Origin of the sequence: [Actinomadura] parvosata subsp. kistnae, assembly GCF_900323885.1 — a bacterium.
Taxonomy (GTDB): Bacteria; Actinomycetota; Actinomycetes; order Streptosporangiales; family Streptosporangiaceae; genus Nonomuraea; species Nonomuraea composti.
In genome coordinates this window covers 3,205,279-3,221,639 of the sequence record NZ_OOHJ01000018.1, presented here as the reverse complement: position 1 = coordinate 3,221,639, position 16,361 = coordinate 3,205,279, and the positions used below count along the sequence as shown (strand labels likewise).

Below are 16,361 nucleotides of genomic sequence, written 5' to 3'. Positions count from 1 at the left end.
TCATGCGGCTGTACATCGAGATCCTGATCAGGGCCGGCATGGAGGCGCTGTGGCAGGCCACCCAGGACCCGGCCCTGCACACCCGCTGGGACCTGCGCTTCGGCCGCATCCACCCTCTTCCGGAGGAGCCCGGGGTGTTCCGCTACGCGACGCTCGGCGTCAGCGGCACCGGCGTCAGCACCGGGAACCGGCACGCCGCCGACGGCACCCGCACCTCGGCGCTCCGCTTCGGCTCCACGCACCCGCTCTCGCCCATCCGCGCGGGCTCCGGCTACTGGCGTTACGTCCCGACGGCGGCCGGCATCCGCTTCCTCACCTCCTACGGCTACCGCCCGCACGTGCTGCCGCCCCGGCTCATGTGGTGGGCCACGGCCTGGTCGTTCGACCGGCTGCGCCTGTGGCTGGAGACCGGCAGGTCCCCCGCCCGCACCCTCCTCCAGGCCCTGGCGGAGGCGGCCGGCCGGACGGCCGCCGTCGCGCTCGCCGCCTGGACGCTCGGGCCGCTGCCCGCCGCGGCCGTGGCGGCGCTCGCCGTCGCCCTGCCGCCCCTGCCAGGCACGCCGGCGGCCCGCCGGTGCCTGCGCCACCCCGACCGAGCTCTCAAGGAGCGACCATGCCCTCGATCTTCCAGCGCGCGCTCGGCCCCGACTTCGACCGCCTCCACCCGCAGCTCCAGCGCCGCTTCGGCGTCGGGCTCGACAGCGGCGAGGCGTGCGTAGGCCAGGGCGTCATGGACCGGGTCTGGAACGCCGGCCCCGTCGTCCGCCCGTTCCTGTCGCTCGGCAGCCTCAGGAACATCCTGGTCACCGACACCGGCCGCGACGTGCCGTTCCGCATCGAGAACTACCCGTACGCCGACTCCTACGGCCGCGAGACCGTCACGTTCGTGCGCACCTTCCCCCGCAGCCGCTTCGACGCGACCATGATCTACGACCCGGCCGGCGCCCGCGTCGTGGACTACCTGGGCACCCACCAGCACCTCGCCACCCCGCTCACCCTCTCGGTCGACGACCGGGGCGGCCTGGCCATCCGCTCAGGCCCGCTCCGCCTCCTGGAGGGCCCGCTCGCCGTCCGCGTCCCGGCCGCCGCCACCGGCACCGCCCTGGTCACCGAGCAGTACGACGACCGGGCCGGCCGCTTCAGGATCGCCGTCACCGTCTCGAACCCGCTGCTCGGCCGGATCGTCGGCTACTGGGGCAGCTTCACCGTCTCGTACGTGGACGTCGCCAGCCACGGCGTTCCCGCTAGCGTGAGGCCCAGGCGGGAGGTGGCCCGTCTCTGACCCGTATCTCTGAACCTCGCAAGGGAGCCCGGTGGCCGACACACGGACGAAGCTGCTCGACGCGGCGCTGGAGACGCTCAAGAAGCAGGGCATGGCCGGCGCCTCCGCGCGGACGATCGCCGCGGCCGCGGGCGTCAACCAGGCCCTCGTCTTCTACCACTTCGGCAGCGTCGACCAGCTCCTCGCCGCCGCCTGCGAGCACGGCTCGCAGCAGCGCATCCCCCTCTACCGCGACCGCTTCGCCGCCGTGACCTCGCTGCGCGAGCTGCTCGACCTCGGCCGCGAGCTGCACGCGGAGGAGCGTACGGCGGGCAGCGTCGCGGCGCTGGCCCAGCTCCTGGCAGGCGGCCAGAGCGACGAGAAGCTGGCCGCCGCCGTCGTGAAGGGGCTCGACCTGTGGACGGCCGAGGTGGAGCAGGCGCTGGGACGGGTGCTGGCGGCCTCGCCGCTGGCCGAGTTCGTGGACGTGAGCGGGCTGGCCAAGGCGGTCTCGGCCGCGTTCGTGGGCCTGGAGCTGTACGAGGGCGTGGACGCCGACGGCGCGGCCCAGGCCCTCGACGCGCTGGAGGAGCTGGCCGCGCTCGTCGCCGTCCTGGACGAGCTGGGGCCCGTGCTGCGCAGGACCGTGCGGGCCAGGCTCACCCGCAGCCTCGGGCCGCGCCGCCGGAACCAGTGAAGGACTCGCCCGGAACGCCGAAGGAGTCGCCCGGAACGCCGGAGGACCGGCTCACCACGGCTCGACGTCGAGGCCGGTGACGGTGATCCAGATGGCGCGGAAGGCGTGGCCGGCCTGCCCGTTGAGGTCGTCGGCCGGCAGGCGCCTGATGAGGTCCAGCGCGGCGCCGAGATGCCCGCACTCGGCCGCCTGCACGGCGAGCAGCTGCGTCGGGTGCTCGCGCTGCGACCGGGGCGTCTTCCGCAGCGTCGCGTAGGCGTCGATCAGCGCGGCCAGCTCCCCCTCGCTGGGGCGCGGGCGGGCCGGGTCGCGCCTGGCGTTCGCCTCGGCCTGGGCGAGCTGGTCCTCGTACGCGTACCCGTCGCCGTAGACGCGCGCCCACTCGCGCAGCAGGTCCGGGCGGCCCAGGCGGGCGAGCACCTCCACCGCCTCCCATCCGTCGAACCAGCCCTGCGCCTGCCACTCCTCCGCCGCCGGGTCGCGCAGCGGGATGATCTCCCGGGCGAGGTGGTCGCGGTGGGTGAGGATCAGGTAGGCCAGCAGCGGCACGCTGGAGAAGACGGTGGGCGTGCCGCCGTCCAGCAGCAGGGCGCGGCCCTCGTTCTCCCGCCCGCACTCGATGAGCGCCCACGCCACCGCGAGGCGGTGCTCGCCGGGGTTCGTCTCGGGCTCGATGGCGGCGCGGGCGCGCGCGAACCAGGCGTCGGCGCGCGGGTCCCCCATGGCCGCGTACGCGCCGGCCACGGACGAGGCCACGAACGCCACGTTGTACTCGTCGAGCGCCGCCTCGGCCCGGGACTCGTCGCCGTCGAAGAACGTGCGGGCCTCGTCGTGGCGCCCGGCGGCGGCCAGGATCGTCGCCACGTCGGCCGCTCCCCGTACCCGGTCGGCGGGGGTGGGGATCTCGTCGAGCAGGGCGCGCGCCCCGGCCGGGTCGCCCAGGCGGGCCTTGAGCCGGGCCGCGTGCCGCAGGTTGCGGCTCACGTGATAGTCCCAGCCGCTCGCGAGCGGCCGGACCGAAGCGAGGGCGAGCTGGAAGAGGTCCTCCAGCGTGACGGTGTTCGGCGGCGGCCAGTCCTCGTCGGCGGGCGGGGTGTGGCCGCGGAACGGCTCCAGGTACTCGCGCAGCGGTGGGCCGAACCGCTCGGCGGCGGTGGCGGCGTCCGGGGCGACGTCGAGCGTGCCCCAGCGGACCGGCCAGCCGAAGCGGCGCTGCACCGTCCAGGCCAGGGCGCCGTCGAGGGCGTGCGCCCGCTCGGGCGGGGCGATGACCTGGCCCTGCTCGAAGGCCACGGCCCACGTCTCGTCGTCGAGCGCGAACGTGGGGTCGGCGCTCGCCTCCTCGCCGGCGCGTACCTCCTCACCGACGTCCTCGCCGTCGAGCTCCAGCGGGCGCGGCTCCGGCGGGGTGCGCAGGAACGCGAAGTCGCCCGTGATCCGCCCGTCGGCGGCCTGGAAGAAGCGCAGGCAGGTGGGCCCGACCAGGGCGATCACGCCGTCGGCGCCCCACACGACGCCGGCCGCGCCCGCCGGCGCCTCGACGGCGCCCACCCGGGACGGCACGTCCCCGAGGCTCCAGACCTCGACCTGCCCGTGGGCGGTCAGCGCCGCCGCGTGCAGCCCGTCCGGCGACCACGCCCAGGCGGCGCCGTCGTAGTCGGGGTCGACCCACCGCAGCGCCACGTCCACGTCGTAGCGGTGCCGGCCCTGGTCGTGGATGGTGACGTGGGGGCGGGCGTTCGCCTCGTTGCCGTCCGGCACGACGACCGCCAGCCGGGCGACGGGCCCGTACGAGCCCCAGCACAGCTCCGACGCGCCCGGATGCCCCGGCAGCTTCGCCACCGTCCACCCGGTCAAGGAGTCGCCGATCAGCAGCTGCCCGTGGAGCTGGTGCGCGAAGTACCGCTCGTCCCTGCTCCAGGAGGGCGCGTCGGCACCGGTGCCCGCCTCGGCGAACCACAGGACCCGGCCGGAGTCCGCGTCGAGCGCGCAGACCCAGCCGTCCGCGCACCCGTGCAGCCGCCGCCCGTCACGAGACCAGAAGACGTCGCGCAGGAACAGCTCGTCGTCGCCCAGCAGCGTCCTGACCGCGTCGGGCAGCGGCTCGGACAGCAGCGCCACCCCAAGGCCGCCCTCGTCCTCGTCGTCGTAGGCCCAGTAGACCTCGCCCTCCGTCAGCGGCGCGACGCACCCCTGCACCTCGCCCTCGGTCCCCGTCACGATGAACGCGCGGGTGCCGTCGGGCGCGAACGCGAAGCCGGGCGGGCGCGAGTTGCCGTCCGTCACGTAAGCCTCGCCCAGCGGCTCCGGCTCCTCCCCGAACGGGTCCCACACGCCCACACCGTTGGTGTTGTACGCCAGCGCGACCCGCCGCCCGTCGGCCGACCACTGGATCGTCCGCCTGTACCCGGGCCAGCCGACGCCGCCGGTGATCCCGTCGAGCACGTTGACGCACCGGGCGCCGGCCAGCTCCCAGACCTGCAGCATCCCGCCCTGCTCGTAGTCGTCGCCGCACCAGCTCCCGATGGCGAGGTAGCGCCCGCACGGGCTCAGCCCGTACCCGTTGATCTCGGCGGGGTGCCCGTCGGGGTGCCGCAGCACGGCGCCGAGCCCCTTGATCCGCTCGGTCGCGAGCCGGTGCGCGTCGGTGATCCCCTGGGTGCGCTCCAGCTCGGCGAGCGCGGCGCGCAGGGGTGGGAGGTCGCGGGCCGGCTCGAACGCCGACCAGTCCGTGGCCTGCAACGCCGCCAGGAACGCGCCGGGATCGGCCGTTGGGTACGTGATCGCCATAGCGCGCGACCTTACTGAACTATCTGCGCATTGTCCGGAAATCTTGTGGATCACTGGTGACGCGGAAAAAGTTCCGCCCGGCGTGTAGAAGCCGGGCGGGCGGCTCCGACCTGAGGGTGAAACAACACCGGAGCCTCAGGAGGCAGTGAGATGAGCAGTGGGACCAGCAGGGTCGTTTGTGACATGGCGATGTCCCTCGACGGCTACGTGGCCGGCCCGCACCAGAGCCTGGAGCAGCCGTTCGGCGAGGGCGTGGGCGACCGGCTGCACCAGTGGATGTTCGACGAGGCCGAGGAGCACGCCGAGGTCATCGAGGCCGTCACCGCGGCGGGGGCGTTCATCATGGGGCGCAACATGTTCAGCCCCGGCCGGGGCGCCTGGGACCTGGGCTGGACCGGCTGGTGGGGCGAGGAGCCGCCGTACCACGCGCCGGTCTTCGTCCTCACCCACCACGAGCGCGAGCCGCTGCCGATGAAGGGCGGCACCACGTTCCACTTCGTCACCGGCGGGATCGAGGCGGCGCTGGAGCGGGCCCGCGAGGCGGCCGGCGACCGGGACGTCGCCATCGCGGGCGGCGCCGCGACCGTGAACCAGTACCTGGCGGCGGGCCTCATCGACGAGCTGCGCCTGCACGTCGCGCCGGTCATCATCGGCAGGGGCGAGCGGCTGCTGCACGACGTCGGCGACATCACCCTCGAACCCGTCGCCGCCCCCACGGGCAGCCGCCTCGTCACCCACCTGACGTACCGGATCGTCCGGTAAGCGCGGCAGGCGTGCGGCGCGGGATCGCGGCCCCTGCCAGCAGCCCCAGCAGCGCGATCCCCGCGGCGGTCAGGAACGCCCCGCGCAGCCCCTCCACCATGGCCGCCGCCCCGCCGGCGCCGGGATCGGCCACGGGATCGGCCACGGCCACCAGCACGGCCAGCCCCACCCCGCTGCCCGCCTGCAGCACCGTGGACGACAACCCCGACACGGCTCCCTGCTCGTGCCCGGCCACCCCGGTCGCGGCGAGGATGAACATGGTGGTGAACGACAGGCCGGCGCCGAGCCCGAAGCCGACGGCCCCGGCGAGCAGGCCGAGGTACGTACCGTCCGCCGACAGGCTGAGCGCCAGCAGGCCCGTGCCGGCCACCCCCACGAGCACGCTGAGCAGCAGCGTGCCGCGCAGCCCGAGGCGCGGGATGAGCCGCTCGCCGAGCAGGTTCCCGGCCGTGATCCCGAGCGTCGGCCCGAGGAAGGCCAGGCCCGACTGCATGGCGTCGTAGCCGAGCACGTCCTGGAAGTGCAGGGTGAGGAAGTACGGGACGCACTGCAGCGTCATGCCGTAGACCAGGATGGCCGCGGCGGCGGCGCTGGTGTGCCGGTTGGCCAGCAGCCGCAGCGGCAGCAGCGGGCTGCGGCTGCGCGCCTCGATCCGGACGAACGCGGCGAGCAGCGCCACCGCCGCCAGCAGCGGCACCAGCACGCCGGTGGAGCCCCACCCCCACTCGGCGCCGCGCGAGATGGCGAACACCAGCCCGGTCACGCCCGCCGTGCCCGTCAGCGCCCCGGGCAGGTCGAAGCCGCCCGCCCGCCTGGCCCCGTCGGGCGCCAGCACGCCGAACGCCGCCGCGACGGCCAGCGCGGCCAGCGGCACGTTCACGAAGAAGACGGCCGGCCAGCCGAACGCGCCGGTCAGCACGCCGCCGAGCAGCGCCCCGACGCTCATCCCGCTGGCGCCGCACACCGCCCACACCGTCATCGCCCGGTTGCGGGCCCGCCCCTCCTCGAACATGGTGACCACCAGCGACAGCGTGGCCGGCATCAGCACCGCGCCGCCGAGCCCCTGCACCGCCCGCGCGCCGACCAGGAGCCCCGGCGTGCCGGCCAGCCCGCCGAGCAGCGAGGCGGCGCCGTACAGGAGCATGCCGAGCACGAACATGCGGCGGCGGCCCAGCAGGTCCGACAGCCGGCCGCCGAGCAGCAGGAAACCGCCGAACGGCACGGCGTACGCGCTGACCACCCACTGCAGGTCGTGCGAGGAGAAGCCGAGCGCGCGGCCGATCTCCGGCAGCGCGACGTAGACGATGGTGAAGTCCAAGGCAGTGATCATGCTGCCGAGACCCAGCAGCACAAGAGGGATGACCGATCTCATGCCGGACAGCCTGCTGACGGCCCGCGACCCCAGCCAGCCCCGTGCTCTGGGTAGCCAAACTTTGCCTAGGCTGGGCTGATGTGGATCGAAGCGTCGAGCTGAGCGAGTTCCTCAAGTCCCGCCGGGCCCGGCTGCGGCCCGAGGACGTCGGCGTCCCGTACCGCAGCAACGGGACCCGCCGGGTGCGCGGGCTGCGCCGGGAGGAGCTGGCGCTGCTCGCCGGCGTGAGCGTCACCCACTACACCCGCCTGGAGCAGGGCCACAGCCGGCACGTCTCCGCCGAGGTGCTGGACGCCATCGCCGACGTGCTGCGGCTCACCGGCGACGAGCGGTCGTACCTGCACGCGCTGGCCCACCCGGCGCACCGCTGCCGCGACTTCCCGCGCACGCCCGTCCGGCCGGGGCTGCAGCGGCTGCTCGACTCGCTCGTCCTCACGCCGGCCTTCGTGCTGGGCCGGCACGCCGACGTCGTCGCCTGGAACCGGCTCGTCGCCGCCGTCTTCGCCGACTTCGCCGCGATCCCCGACGAGCGCCGGACCATCGCCCACCTCATCTTCACCGACGAGGGCATCCGGCGGCTGCACGGCCCGCGCTGGCCCCGCCTGGCCAGGGAGCACGTGGCCCAGCTCCGCATCCTGGCCGCCCGCTACCCGGCGAACCCGCAGGTCACCGCGCACGTCAACGCGCTGCGCCAGGAGAGCGCCGAGTTCCGCGACCTGTGGGAGGAGCACCACGTGGCCGCCGCCACGCACCGCGACTACGTGCTCGACCACCCCCTCGTCGGCGAGCTGCGGCTGTCGGCCGAGCTCGTCGCCCTGCCCGGCGACCCCGAGCTGCAGGGCATGGACATGTTCGCGGCCGAGGCCGGCTCGGAGTCGGAGGCCCGGCTGCGGCACCTCGCCGAGACCACCACCCGCCTGCCGTCGTCCGTGGAGGGAATTCCCCACCCTCCGCAGGGGTTGGGGCCGTCATGACGACAATCGCCTTCATCGGCAGCGGCAACATCGGCGGCACCGTCGCCCGGCTCTCCGTGCAGGCCGGCTACGACGTCGTGCTCAGCAACTCCCGGGGCCCCGAGACGCTCAAGGAGCTGGTCGACGAGCTCGGGCCCAAGGCCCGCGCGGCGACCCCGGCACAGGCGGCGGCGGCCGGCGACCTCGTCGTCGTCAGCATCCCGCTGCGGGCCTACCCCGACGTCCCGGTGGAACCGCTGGCCGGCAAGACCGTCCTCGACACCGGCAACTACTACCCGCAGCGCGACGGGGACATCCCCCAGCTCGCCGACGGGTCCACCACGTCGAGCGAGCTGCTGCAACAGCACCTCCCGACGTCGAAGGTCGTCAAGGTGTTCAACAACATCTACTCCGAGCACCTGCGCGCGTTGGCCCGCCCGGCCGGGGCCGACCGCACCGCCCTGCCCATCGCGGGCGACGACGCCGCTGCCAAGGAGGCGGTGACCGCGTTCCTCGACGCGATCGGGTACGACGCCGTGGACGCCGGCCCGCTCGCGGAGAGCTGGCGCTTCCAGCCCGGCACGCCCGTGTACGGGAACCCGTACGCGGGAGGCAACCCGAACTTCTGGGAGTCGCCGGGCGTACCGGCCGGCACCACCGTCATCCGCGAAGCCCTCGACGCCGCCGAGCTCCGTCAGCGATAAGAGCCGGCGGTCAGGTCCTCCAGCAGGGTGGGGCCGGCCGGCGCCCAGCCGAGCAGCCGCCTGGCCCGCGACGCGTCCATCGGCGCCGACCGGGTCAGCGTGACGGCCTGCTCGCCCATGGCCGCCACCGCCTGCTCGACCGTGAGCGAGATCGCCCGCGCGCCGGTCAGCTCCGCCACCGCCTCCGCGACCCGGCGGAGGGGCGTGCGCTCGACCGCGGCCGCGTTGACGACGATCCCGGGGTCCGGGCGGTCCAGGATCGCCGTGTAGAGCGCGGCGAGATCGTCCACGTGCACCGACGACCACTCGGCGGCGCCGTCCCCGACGTAGGGCACCGTGCCGCTCTGCCGGCCTGCGCCGATGAGCCCCCGCAGCAGCCCCGACCCGCCCCTCCCGTGCACCAGGGACGCCCTGATCACCGCGCCCGCCACGTGCCCGGCCGCCAGCACCTGCCGCTCGCCCAGCACCTTGTACGGCTGCGACGACGTGGCCGGATCGACCGGATACCCCTCGTCCACGGTCTCGCCCTTGGTGTCCGGGTAGACCAGGCCGGTGCTGGTGTAGACGAACGTGCTCCCGTCGTGCATGCCGGCCAGCATCGCGGCCACCGCGCCCCGCTCGATCTCCCCCATCTCGGGGTGGAAGTAGTCGACGGCGGCGTGCACGACCGCGTCGGCATCCCCAGCCGCCATACGCAGGGCCTCGTGATCCTGGAGGCCGCCGGGCACGGCCACGGCCCCCAGCCCGGCCACGCGCTCCCGCGCGCTCTCGGAGCGGGCCAGCGCCCTGACCTCGTGGCCGGCCTTGACCAGGTGCTCGGTGACGACGCCGCCGACATAGCCGCTCGCGCCGGTGATGAAGATCCGCATGGTTCCTCCTTCGTGGGGTGGCTTCAGGCTTCCGCCCGCCCGCCGGGGCAACCAGGGACCATGAGTCCTTGGGTAACACCCCACCCGCGGACATAGAGTCATTTCCATGGACAAGCACGCCCTCGGGGAGTTCCTGCGGAGCAGGCGCGAGCGGGTCAGCCCCTCCGACGTGGGCCTGCCGCAAGGGCGCCGCCGGCGTACCCCCGGGCTGCGCCGCGAGGAGGTCGCCCAGCTCGCGTACATCTCGGTCGACCACTACACGCGGCTGGAGCAGGCGCGCGGACGGCACCCGTCACGGCGCGTCCTCGACGGCATCTCCCGCGCGCTGCGCCTGTCCGACCAGGAGCGGGCGCGGCTGTTCCAGCTCGCCGGGGAACGCGAGGAGAGCCCCGCCGCCGGCCCCGTCCGCGAGGTCGAGCCGAGCCTGCTGACCCTGCTCGGCCGGCTGACCGACGCCCCCGCCATCGTCGTGGACCCGACCTGCCGCGTCCTCGCCTGGAACCCGCTGGCGGCGGCCCTGTTCGAGGACTTCTCCGCCCTCGACGGCCAGGAGCGCAACGTCATCCGCCGCTACTTCCTCAACCCCGACCACCCCGACCGGCCGCGCTACGGCGTGCTCGACCCGGAGCGGTTCGTCGTCACGGCCGTCAGCTACCTGCGCATGGCCGTCACCCGCTACCCCGACGATCCCGAGCTGCGCGAGCTGGTGGACGAGCTGGTGGCCGGCAGCGCCGAGTTCGCCCGGATGTGGAACTCCCACGAGTTCCGCATCGACCGGCACCTGCGCCAGACCGTGCACCACCCGCAGGCCGGGCCGATCGAGCTGGACTTCGACATCCTCACCGTGCCGGAGCAGGAGCAGCAGGTCGTCATCTTCACGGCCGAGCCGGGATCGGCGGCCCACCGGTCGCTCCAGCAGCTCGCCGGGGCTCCCTACCCGTACGCCTTCTCCGCCCGCTCGTAGGCGGCCACCTTGAGGTCCAGGTCCCGCACGTAGGGGTCGTCCATGCTGCCCACGCCCGAATCCAGGATGCGCGCCTGGACGTCCTGGAGGCGCCACTTGAGCTCGGTGTGGCTCTCGTCGGTGACGAGCAGGCCCGGCAGGCTCTCCTGGACCTGCTCCGGCACCAGGTCGTAGACGGCCATGAACGCGTCGTTCGCCTGCGCGAGGAAGCTGCGCGCCCGGCTGTCGGCCGTCCCGCCCAGGTCCCAGAACTCCTCCCACCCGCCGCGATCCGGGTCCGCCATGGCCTCGAAGTTCCTGCGGCACCAGTCCACGATCTCCGCGAACCTCCTGCTCGCGCCCGCCAGCGCCCCCGTGACGGCGGCCAGGGCCGTCGCGTTGCCGTAGATCTGCCGCAGCGCCGTCTGCGCGTTGTCGGCCGCCGCGCCGTGCCACGGGGCGTCCCGCAGGTCCTGCGCGCGCAGCTGCAGCTTGTTCGCCAGCTCGACCAGCGCCTCGGCCATCCGCTCGTAGTCGTGCGGATCCCGGACGCCGCCGTACCGCACCAGAGCCTCGATGTCCAGCTTCGCCTGGTCCGCGGTCATGTCGCCGACGCCGTGATCCCCCATCCTCGACAACCTCAGGGACACCCTGCCGTTCGGGTAGAGCTCGCTCGGCCCGCGCACGCCCCGGCCGTCCGGGTGCAGCTCCTCGACCCGCTCGTGAAGCCGGTCGAGCGGCAGGTCGCCCAGCAGGGGCTGGTCCGCGAGCCGGTAGTTGGCCGCGGCCCGCTCGATCAGCAGGCCCGCCATGCCCGTCTCGGCGTACAGGTCGCTCCAGAACGACGCCACCGCGCGATCCGCGTCCGTGAGGATCGCGTGCAGCTCGCGGGGCAGGTTCCAGCGCAGGCCCGCCAGGTCGTAGTGCGTGGCGTCGCTGAAGGCGAAGTCGCCGGCGTGCACCGCCAGCTTCACCAGCCCGCCCGCGACGGACCGCACGCCGGCGCGGTGGATCTCGAACCCGCCCGCCTGCTCCAGGCCCAGCCCCGGCCAGTAACCGGGAAGCTCCGGGTTCGTCTCCCAGGTGGACCACTGGTCGGCGGGCGTCGGCTGGGGCTCGGACATCGAGGCTCCGATCTTCGCAGGGGGGTGCCCCACCCTACGAAGATCGTCCCCGTGCTCGCAACCTTCCCACGGTCAGCGGTCATGGATGACGAACCACTTGTCGCCGCGCTTGAAATACAGCATCTCCGAGTCCGTGTAGAGCGTCGGGGAGGCCTTGTGGTCGTCCTGCATCCACAGCCTGCCCGCCTTCGACGTGGCCAGATCGAAGATCACCTGAGCCTTCCGCCCCCGCTCGTCGGTCTGACTGATGGTCACGAAGCGATCGGCCACGAGCGAGCGCGGGCTGTTGCCCGGCAGGTCCACGACCCGGCCGCCGTCGCGGAGCATCGCCCGGTCGCCGCCGACCAGGCACCAGGTCACGTCGCACAATGCCTGCGCCGGATCGTCGAGCCGCTCGCCGGTGCTCAGGTCGACCAGCTCCGTCATGCCCCCCATCGGGATGTCGGCGGACCGCCCCGCCCACGGCCAGCGGAAGAGCCGCAGCCCCTCCGTGCCCGGGACGGCCGAAGGCTCGCCACCCGACAGCGCAACCTGGTGCACGCCGCCCGACTTGGTGGACGACCAGAAGACCTTGCCGTCCCCGACGGCCACGTCCACGCCGTACACGGTGTCGCCGTTCACCTTGTCCACGTCCCGCTCGGCCTCGAACGAGACCACCCTGCGGGGAGTGCCGCCCGTCACGGGGACCGCCATGATGTCGATGTTCCGCTTCGCGTACTTGAACCAGACGATCACCCCCTCACCCACCGCCGGCGACTCCACCGGCGCGACCGGACGGTCGAGGGTGGCCAGGCGCTGGAAGGCCCGCGACTCCAGGTGGTAGACCCACCATTCGGGCGCGGGATCGTAGCCCTTCTTCGACACGTACCCGAGCAGGGTGCGCTCGTCGATGAACGTCTTCGGCGTGAACGCCTCCCCGTTCCCGGCCTTCCGCGGCACCTCCGCGACCACCGACGGCAGCACCTGCTCCAGCGGCGGCGCGATCTCCTTCACGACCCGCCGGGTGGCGGGCTCGCGCGACGTCGGCCGCGTGGTGGCGGTGGCCGGCGGCGTGTCGGCGGGCTGCGAGGTGTCGGCGGGCTGGGGCGTGCCGGCAGGCTGGGGCGTGTTCGCAGGCTGGGGCGTAGCGGCGGGCGGGGGCCCGGAGACCCACCGCGTCACCACCGCCGACCCCCAGACCACCAGCACGAGACCGGCGGCCACCGCGACCACCTGCACCAACCCACGACGCCCACGCCACCCACGAGGTCCACGAGGTCCACGCCACCCGCGACGCCGGGCCGGCGGCCGGGCCACCTCGCGCAACAGCTCCGGCGGCACGGCCGGGATCCGCGCCTCCGCGCGGGCGAACGTACGGCGCAGCGCCTCCTCGACGTCGTTCATCGCCGGCTCCTCCCTGGGTGACGGTCCTGGCTGACGGTGTCGCGCAGCTTCTCCAAGGCCCGGGACGCCTGACTCCGCACCGTCCCAGGCGAGATCCCGAGCATCTCGGCGATCTCCGCGTCCGGCCGGTCCTCGTAGTACCGCAGGACGAGCACCGCACGCTGACGCTTGGGCAGCTTGCCCAGCTCATCCCACAGATCCAGCGGCGACTCCGCCACCGACTGCGGCGGCTCAGGCACCTCCCAAGCCAGCTGCTCCCGCCTGCGCCGCCGCCACACGGAAATGTGCAACCGCGTGATCGTGGTTTTCACGTAACTCTCCGGACTGTGCTTGCGCCGCACCCGCGGCCACGAGTCCCGCAACCGGATCACCGCATCCTGAACCAGGTCGGCGGCGTCGTGCGGGTTGCCGGTGAGCATGTAGGCGTAGCGGAACAACGCATCACCCCGGTTGGCCACGAAGTCCGCGAAATCCGGTGCGTCATCCACGAGTGCGGGTCCTCTCGTTCATCCCGACTGAGACGCTCCGGACCCCCGGGAATGTTGCATCCCCCGAAAACTCGCCGCCCCTGAGAACCTCAGCCGGCGCTGAGCCCGCCGACACACCGATAACCGCCGGCATCCCAGCAGTCGTCAGCCGCCGACGCCAGAATCTCCACGCCCTCGTCCCCCTCGACCGACACGTCCACGACCCGCTCCCCGACCTTCTTCGTCAGGCCGTACGCATCGCACCCGGCAGCGCAGTCCCGGCTCCGCTCGGCGACCGGCCGACTGCTCCACCCGGCCTTCACGAAGGCGTCCACGACGTTCTCCGGCTGCACACCATCAAGGGAGACATACACATGGGACCCGTACGTGGAGGAATCACAGTCATCCCAGTCCTCCATGGCCCCATCCAGCCCCGCCTGGGCCAGAACGGGACTCAACGCCTCCCGGACAAGAGCGTTCTCATAATCCGCCCGTTCCTGACACACCCCTCCGCCGGCGGCCACTCCCAAGAACCCACACCCTGAGGAGAAGGCGACGACCAGGACGACGAGAACCAGGACAGGCCAGCGGTTTCCCATCGGAGCAGAGTAGCGCGCAGACGTCGCGCACGCGCAGGCCCCCGAAACGGGGCTATCTTCTTCACGATGAGTGCCCAGTACGCGTGGTCTGAACGCTTCCCCAAAAGGCATCCGGCGACCGAAGGTTCCGATCACCCGAAAGTCCGCCCACTCGGCGACCTGTATTCCCCCGCTACCGAAGCAGAGGTTCAGGGCCTTGAAGAGCGGCTGGGCGTGGAGCTGCCGCCGAGTTACCGGCAATTCCTTTTGTTCGCCAACGGATGGGGCAGCGACGATGACTGCTGCCTGCTGCGCACCGAAGAAATCGGCTGGCTCCGCGATGTCGATCCCTCGACCGCCGAGAGCTGGTCAGCACCCCAGCGCGAGAACTCGTGGAGCGTGCCCGACGAGCTCTACCTCGTCTACGGAACGGAGCAGGACTCCATCCATTACAGAGGGGAGTACGTGCCCAGCACCCTTCTGATCGGATATTGGGATGACGGAGCGGCTCTCCTCAATCCCCATGTCAAAACCTCTGAAGGCGAGTGGGAAGCCTGGTATCTCGCGCCATGGCTGCCCGGCGCCAACCGCTACAGGTCCTTCTGGGACCTGGCGATGAACGAGCTGGAAATCGCCGAAAGCACGCCCTGGCCCATGATCGACGCCGGGCGCCCATGAGCCGGGATCGAGCTGTCTCCGTAGTTCTACGCCTCGCCGGAGGTCAGGCCGACCGGGCAGGCGACTCCGGTGCCGCCGATGCCGCAGTACCCGTTCGGGACCTTGAACAAGTACTGCTGGTGGTAGCGCTTCACTCCAGGCAAGAGACGTGCAACCTACCGGGCCTTCGATCGGTAGTCAGCCCACAAGTCGACGGCCTCTTGGAGGTCAAGAGCAGCAACGTCCTCCCGGGCCATCCCGGCCGTGTAAATCAACCGATCCGCGAGCCAATCCGGAACCGGTTCTCTAGGGGGCGCTTTCTCCACCCGCATGCGATCGGCCAGCGTGCCCAGGCGCTCGATCACCTGGCCGAGTTGTACGATCTCGGGACGGCCAGCACCCGCTTCGCGAACCCTCGCCGTCGCCTCCGCGTACACTTCCGCGTCGGCCCGCTCGCCGACAGCCCACACCTCGCAGATCTCCACCGACTTGTCCTCGGTGATGCGGTAGACGACACGCCAGGTGTTACGACCGACCACCAGCTTCCGGAAACCCGTCAGTTCCCCGCCAAGCGGGTAACCAGCTTCAGGGTTGTCCAGCAGGAGAAGGATCTTCTTGAGTACTTTGGGCACCGTGTCTGGGCCAATGCGCCGGAGGTCGTCGACCGCCGGCGCCGTGAATACGACGTCGGACACGATTCACTCATCGTCCGGGATAGCAGACAGCGACTCGCGAGTATGCCCGAAAGCGGCGAGCACCTCATCGAGCGAGACCCGCTCCCCCGTGTCCGTGACCGATCGGGCAAGCACGAGCGCCAGATCACGCAGATCGGCCGCCGCCTTCTCCAACTCGTTGAGCCGGCGGATGCTCACCACTGCCGCCACCGGCTGATGCCGACGGGTGACCACCAGATCGGTTCCCTGCTCCGCATCAGCCACCAGGCGGGCAACTCCTCGCTGGGCCGCTTCTGTGACGCTCAGTTCAGTGGCGTCGTGCAGAACAGTCATACGCCAACTGTATATCTTTCTGCACAGAATCGCGATCCCTGAGCGAGCGCAGGCTCACGCCTCGCCGGAGGTCAGGCCGACCGGGCAGGAGACCCCGGTGCCGCCGATGCCGCAGTACCCATTGGGCACTTTGTACAGGTACTGCTGGTGATACTCCTCCGCATAGTAGAACGGGCCGGCCGACGCGATTTCCGTGGTGATGTCGCCGTAGCCGGCCGTCTTCAGGACCCGCTGGTAGGCGTCGCGCGAAGCCTCCGCCGCCTTCTGCTGCTCCGGGGAGTGGTAGTAGATGGCTGAGCGGTACTGGGTGCCGACGTCGTTGCCCTGGCGCATGCCCTGGGTGGGGTCGTGGGACTCCCAGAAGAGCTTCAGGAGCTCCTCGTACGAGACCTGCGCGGGGTCGTAGACGACGCGGACGGCCTCCGTGTGGCCGGTCTGGCCGGTGCAGACCTCCTCGTACGTCGGGTTGGGCGTGTAGCCGCCCTGGTAGCCGACGGCGGTGGTGTAGACGCCGGGGGTCTGCCAGAACTTGCGCTCGGCGCCCCAGAAGCAGCCGAGGCCGAAGTCGGCGATCTCCAGGCCGTCCGGGTAGGGAGGCGCGAGGGGGGCGTCGAGGACGGCGTGGCGGGCCGGGACGGGGATGGGGTCGGGGCGGCCGGGGAGGGCGTCCTCGGGTCGGACCATCGATGTCTTGTTGCCGCCGAACAGCCAGCCCATAGCGCTACCTCCACAGGTCGTGATCCAGCCTACACACGCCTCAACACTTAAGGATGTCTACACAATTCCGCTTAGTG

The 16,361-nt window shown here is 72.3% G+C and carries 18 protein-coding genes and 1 pseudogene; 8 read left to right on the top strand and 11 right to left on the bottom strand.

Translation table 11 applies throughout. From position 1 onward, the window contains the following. Window positions 1-2 precede the first annotated feature (2 nt). The 3 genes from KIS93_RS35140 to KIS93_RS35130 are packed head-to-tail and all read left to right on the top strand — an operon-like array spanning window position 3 to window position 1,958. Window positions 3-719 carry a hypothetical protein gene (locus KIS93_RS35140; RefSeq protein WP_080043614.1) on the top strand — a complete coding sequence of 239 codons (717 nt, stop codon included), beginning with the start codon at window positions 3-5 and terminating at the stop codon, window positions 717-719. After that, complete coding sequence (locus tag KIS93_RS35135) at window positions 614-1,282, top strand: DUF4166 domain-containing protein (RefSeq protein WP_080043615.1); 669 nt, start codon at window positions 614-616, stop codon at window positions 1,280-1,282. The genes KIS93_RS35140 and KIS93_RS35135 overlap by 106 nt, the downstream gene beginning before the upstream one ends. A gap of 31 nt (window positions 1,283-1,313) precedes the next feature. Then, the gene (locus tag KIS93_RS35130; RefSeq protein WP_080043616.1) at window positions 1,314-1,958 is read left to right on the top strand and encodes a TetR/AcrR family transcriptional regulator; all 645 of its coding nucleotides are present in this window, start codon (window positions 1,314-1,316) and stop codon (window positions 1,956-1,958) included. Between the two features lie 51 nt (window positions 1,959-2,009). On the opposite strand, the gene KIS93_RS35125 is transcribed toward KIS93_RS35130, so the two are convergent. Next, entirely contained in the window at window positions 2,010-4,748 is a 2,739-nt protein-coding gene (locus tag KIS93_RS35125) for a WD40 repeat domain-containing protein (protein WP_080043617.1), read from the bottom strand. Between the two features lie 150 nt (window positions 4,749-4,898). Here KIS93_RS35125 and KIS93_RS35120 point away from each other — a divergent pair, with 150 nt between their 5' ends. Then, window positions 4,899-5,510, top strand: a complete 612-nt coding sequence (locus KIS93_RS35120) for a dihydrofolate reductase family protein (RefSeq protein WP_080043618.1) — start codon at window positions 4,899-4,901, stop codon at window positions 5,508-5,510. On the opposite strand, the gene KIS93_RS35115 is transcribed toward KIS93_RS35120, so the two are convergent. Next, the gene (locus tag KIS93_RS35115) at window positions 5,479-6,882 is read right to left on the bottom strand and encodes an MFS transporter (RefSeq protein WP_080043619.1); all 1,404 of its coding nucleotides are present in this window, start codon (window positions 6,880-6,882) and stop codon (window positions 5,479-5,481) included. The genes KIS93_RS35120 and KIS93_RS35115 overlap by 32 nt on opposite strands. Before the next feature lie 80 nt (window positions 6,883-6,962). Here KIS93_RS35115 and KIS93_RS35110 point away from each other — a divergent pair, with 80 nt between their 5' ends. Together KIS93_RS35110 and KIS93_RS35105 are read left to right on the top strand one after the other, a co-directional pair. Continuing rightward, window positions 6,963-7,856: a helix-turn-helix domain-containing protein gene (locus KIS93_RS35110; protein WP_080043620.1), complete on the top strand. Its 894-nt coding sequence runs from the start codon at window positions 6,963-6,965 to the stop codon at window positions 7,854-7,856. Beyond that, a complete protein-coding gene (locus KIS93_RS35105; RefSeq protein ID WP_080043621.1) occupies window positions 7,853-8,539 on the top strand; it encodes an NADPH-dependent F420 reductase in 687 nt (228 codons plus the stop codon). The genes KIS93_RS35110 and KIS93_RS35105 overlap by 4 nt, the downstream gene beginning before the upstream one ends. On the opposite strand, the gene KIS93_RS35100 is transcribed toward KIS93_RS35105, so the two are convergent. Next, entirely contained in the window at window positions 8,530-9,408 is an 879-nt protein-coding gene (locus KIS93_RS35100) for an NAD-dependent epimerase/dehydratase family protein (protein WP_186404583.1), read from the bottom strand. The genes KIS93_RS35105 and KIS93_RS35100 overlap by 10 nt on opposite strands. A 106-nt stretch (window positions 9,409-9,514) precedes the next feature. On the opposite strand from KIS93_RS35100, the gene KIS93_RS35095 reads away from it, so the two are divergent. Further along, the gene (locus KIS93_RS35095) at window positions 9,515-10,372 is read left to right on the top strand and encodes a helix-turn-helix transcriptional regulator (protein ID WP_080043623.1); all 858 of its coding nucleotides are present in this window, start codon (window positions 9,515-9,517) and stop codon (window positions 10,370-10,372) included. On the opposite strand, the gene KIS93_RS35090 is transcribed toward KIS93_RS35095, so the two are convergent. The 4 genes from KIS93_RS35090 to KIS93_RS35075 all read right to left on the bottom strand — a co-directional run bounded on the left by KIS93_RS35090 (window position 10,342) and on the right by KIS93_RS35075 (window position 13,924). After that, complete coding sequence (locus KIS93_RS35090) at window positions 10,342-11,475, bottom strand: hypothetical protein (protein WP_080043624.1); 1,134 nt, start codon at window positions 11,473-11,475, stop codon at window positions 10,342-10,344. The two genes, KIS93_RS35095 and KIS93_RS35090, sit on opposite strands and share 31 nt — an antisense overlap. Before the next feature lie 72 nt (window positions 11,476-11,547). Next, window positions 11,548-12,858, bottom strand: a complete 1,311-nt coding sequence (locus tag KIS93_RS35085) for a hypothetical protein (RefSeq protein ID WP_155128706.1) — start codon at window positions 12,856-12,858, stop codon at window positions 11,548-11,550. Continuing rightward, window positions 12,855-13,346: a SigE family RNA polymerase sigma factor gene (locus tag KIS93_RS35080; RefSeq protein ID WP_080043626.1), complete on the bottom strand. Its 492-nt coding sequence runs from the start codon at window positions 13,344-13,346 to the stop codon at window positions 12,855-12,857. The genes KIS93_RS35085 and KIS93_RS35080 overlap by 4 nt, the downstream gene beginning before the upstream one ends. Window positions 13,347-13,435: 89 nt before the next feature. Next, window positions 13,436-13,924 (bottom strand): hypothetical protein, encoded by a 489-nt coding sequence (locus KIS93_RS35075; protein WP_080043627.1) that lies wholly within the window; start codon window positions 13,922-13,924, stop codon window positions 13,436-13,438. A 66-nt stretch (window positions 13,925-13,990) separates the two neighbouring features. Here KIS93_RS35075 and KIS93_RS35070 point away from each other — a divergent pair, with 66 nt between their 5' ends. Continuing rightward, window positions 13,991-14,581, top strand: coding sequence for an SMI1/KNR4 family protein (locus KIS93_RS35070; protein WP_080043628.1), 591 nt, complete (start codon window positions 13,991-13,993; stop codon window positions 14,579-14,581). Between the two features lie 26 nt (window positions 14,582-14,607). Here KIS93_RS35070 and KIS93_RS35065 read toward each other — a convergent pair. The 4 genes and pseudogenes from KIS93_RS35065 to msrA all read right to left on the bottom strand — a co-directional run. Further along, window positions 14,608-14,706 (bottom strand): annotated as a pseudogene (locus KIS93_RS35065) (peptide-methionine (S)-S-oxide reductase MsrA); the annotation flags it as partial. 30 nt (window positions 14,707-14,736) lie between these two features. Then, a complete protein-coding gene (locus KIS93_RS35060) occupies window positions 14,737-15,255 on the bottom strand; it encodes a type II toxin-antitoxin system RelE family toxin (protein WP_080043629.1) in 519 nt (172 codons plus the stop codon). A gap of 3 nt (window positions 15,256-15,258) precedes the next feature. Further along, complete coding sequence (locus KIS93_RS35055; protein ID WP_080043630.1) at window positions 15,259-15,567, bottom strand: type II toxin-antitoxin system prevent-host-death family antitoxin; 309 nt, start codon at window positions 15,565-15,567, stop codon at window positions 15,259-15,261. Between the two features lie 54 nt (window positions 15,568-15,621). After that, window positions 15,622-16,284 (bottom strand): peptide-methionine (S)-S-oxide reductase MsrA, encoded by a 663-nt coding sequence (gene msrA, locus KIS93_RS35050; RefSeq protein WP_080043631.1) that lies wholly within the window; start codon window positions 16,282-16,284, stop codon window positions 15,622-15,624. Between the last annotated feature and the right edge of the window lie 77 nt (window positions 16,285-16,361).

Coding starts and splice junctions, on each gene's coding strand:
- KIS93_RS35140 (WP_080043614.1), top strand. CDS start 3: ATGCGGCTGTACATCGAGATCCTGATCAGGGCCGGCATGGAGGCGCTG.
- KIS93_RS35135 (WP_080043615.1), top strand. CDS start 614: ATGCCCTCGATCTTCCAGCGCGCGCTCGGCCCCGACTTCGACCGCCTC.
- KIS93_RS35125 (WP_080043617.1), bottom strand. CDS start 4,748: ATGGCGATCACGTACCCAACGGCCGATCCCGGCGCGTTCCTGGCGGCG.
- KIS93_RS35120 (WP_080043618.1), top strand. CDS start 4,899: ATGAGCAGTGGGACCAGCAGGGTCGTTTGTGACATGGCGATGTCCCTC.
- KIS93_RS35115 (WP_080043619.1), bottom strand. CDS start 6,882: ATGAGATCGGTCATCCCTCTTGTGCTGCTGGGTCTCGGCAGCATGATC.
- KIS93_RS35105 (WP_080043621.1), top strand. CDS start 7,853: ATGACGACAATCGCCTTCATCGGCAGCGGCAACATCGGCGGCACCGTC.
- KIS93_RS35100 (WP_186404583.1), bottom strand. CDS start 9,408: ATGCGGATCTTCATCACCGGCGCGAGCGGCTATGTCGGCGGCGTCGTC.
- KIS93_RS35095 (WP_080043623.1), top strand. CDS start 9,515: ATGGACAAGCACGCCCTCGGGGAGTTCCTGCGGAGCAGGCGCGAGCGG.
- KIS93_RS35090 (WP_080043624.1), bottom strand. CDS start 11,475: ATGTCCGAGCCCCAGCCGACGCCCGCCGACCAGTGGTCCACCTGGGAG.
- KIS93_RS35085 (WP_155128706.1), bottom strand. CDS start 12,858: ATGAACGACGTCGAGGAGGCGCTGCGCCGTACGTTCGCCCGCGCGGAG.
- KIS93_RS35075 (WP_080043627.1), bottom strand. CDS start 13,924: ATGGGAAACCGCTGGCCTGTCCTGGTTCTCGTCGTCCTGGTCGTCGCC.
- KIS93_RS35070 (WP_080043628.1), top strand. CDS start 13,991: ATGAGTGCCCAGTACGCGTGGTCTGAACGCTTCCCCAAAAGGCATCCG.
- KIS93_RS35055 (WP_080043630.1), bottom strand. CDS start 15,567: ATGACTGTTCTGCACGACGCCACTGAACTGAGCGTCACAGAAGCGGCC.
- msrA (WP_080043631.1), bottom strand. CDS start 16,284: ATGGGCTGGCTGTTCGGCGGCAACAAGACATCGATGGTCCGACCCGAG.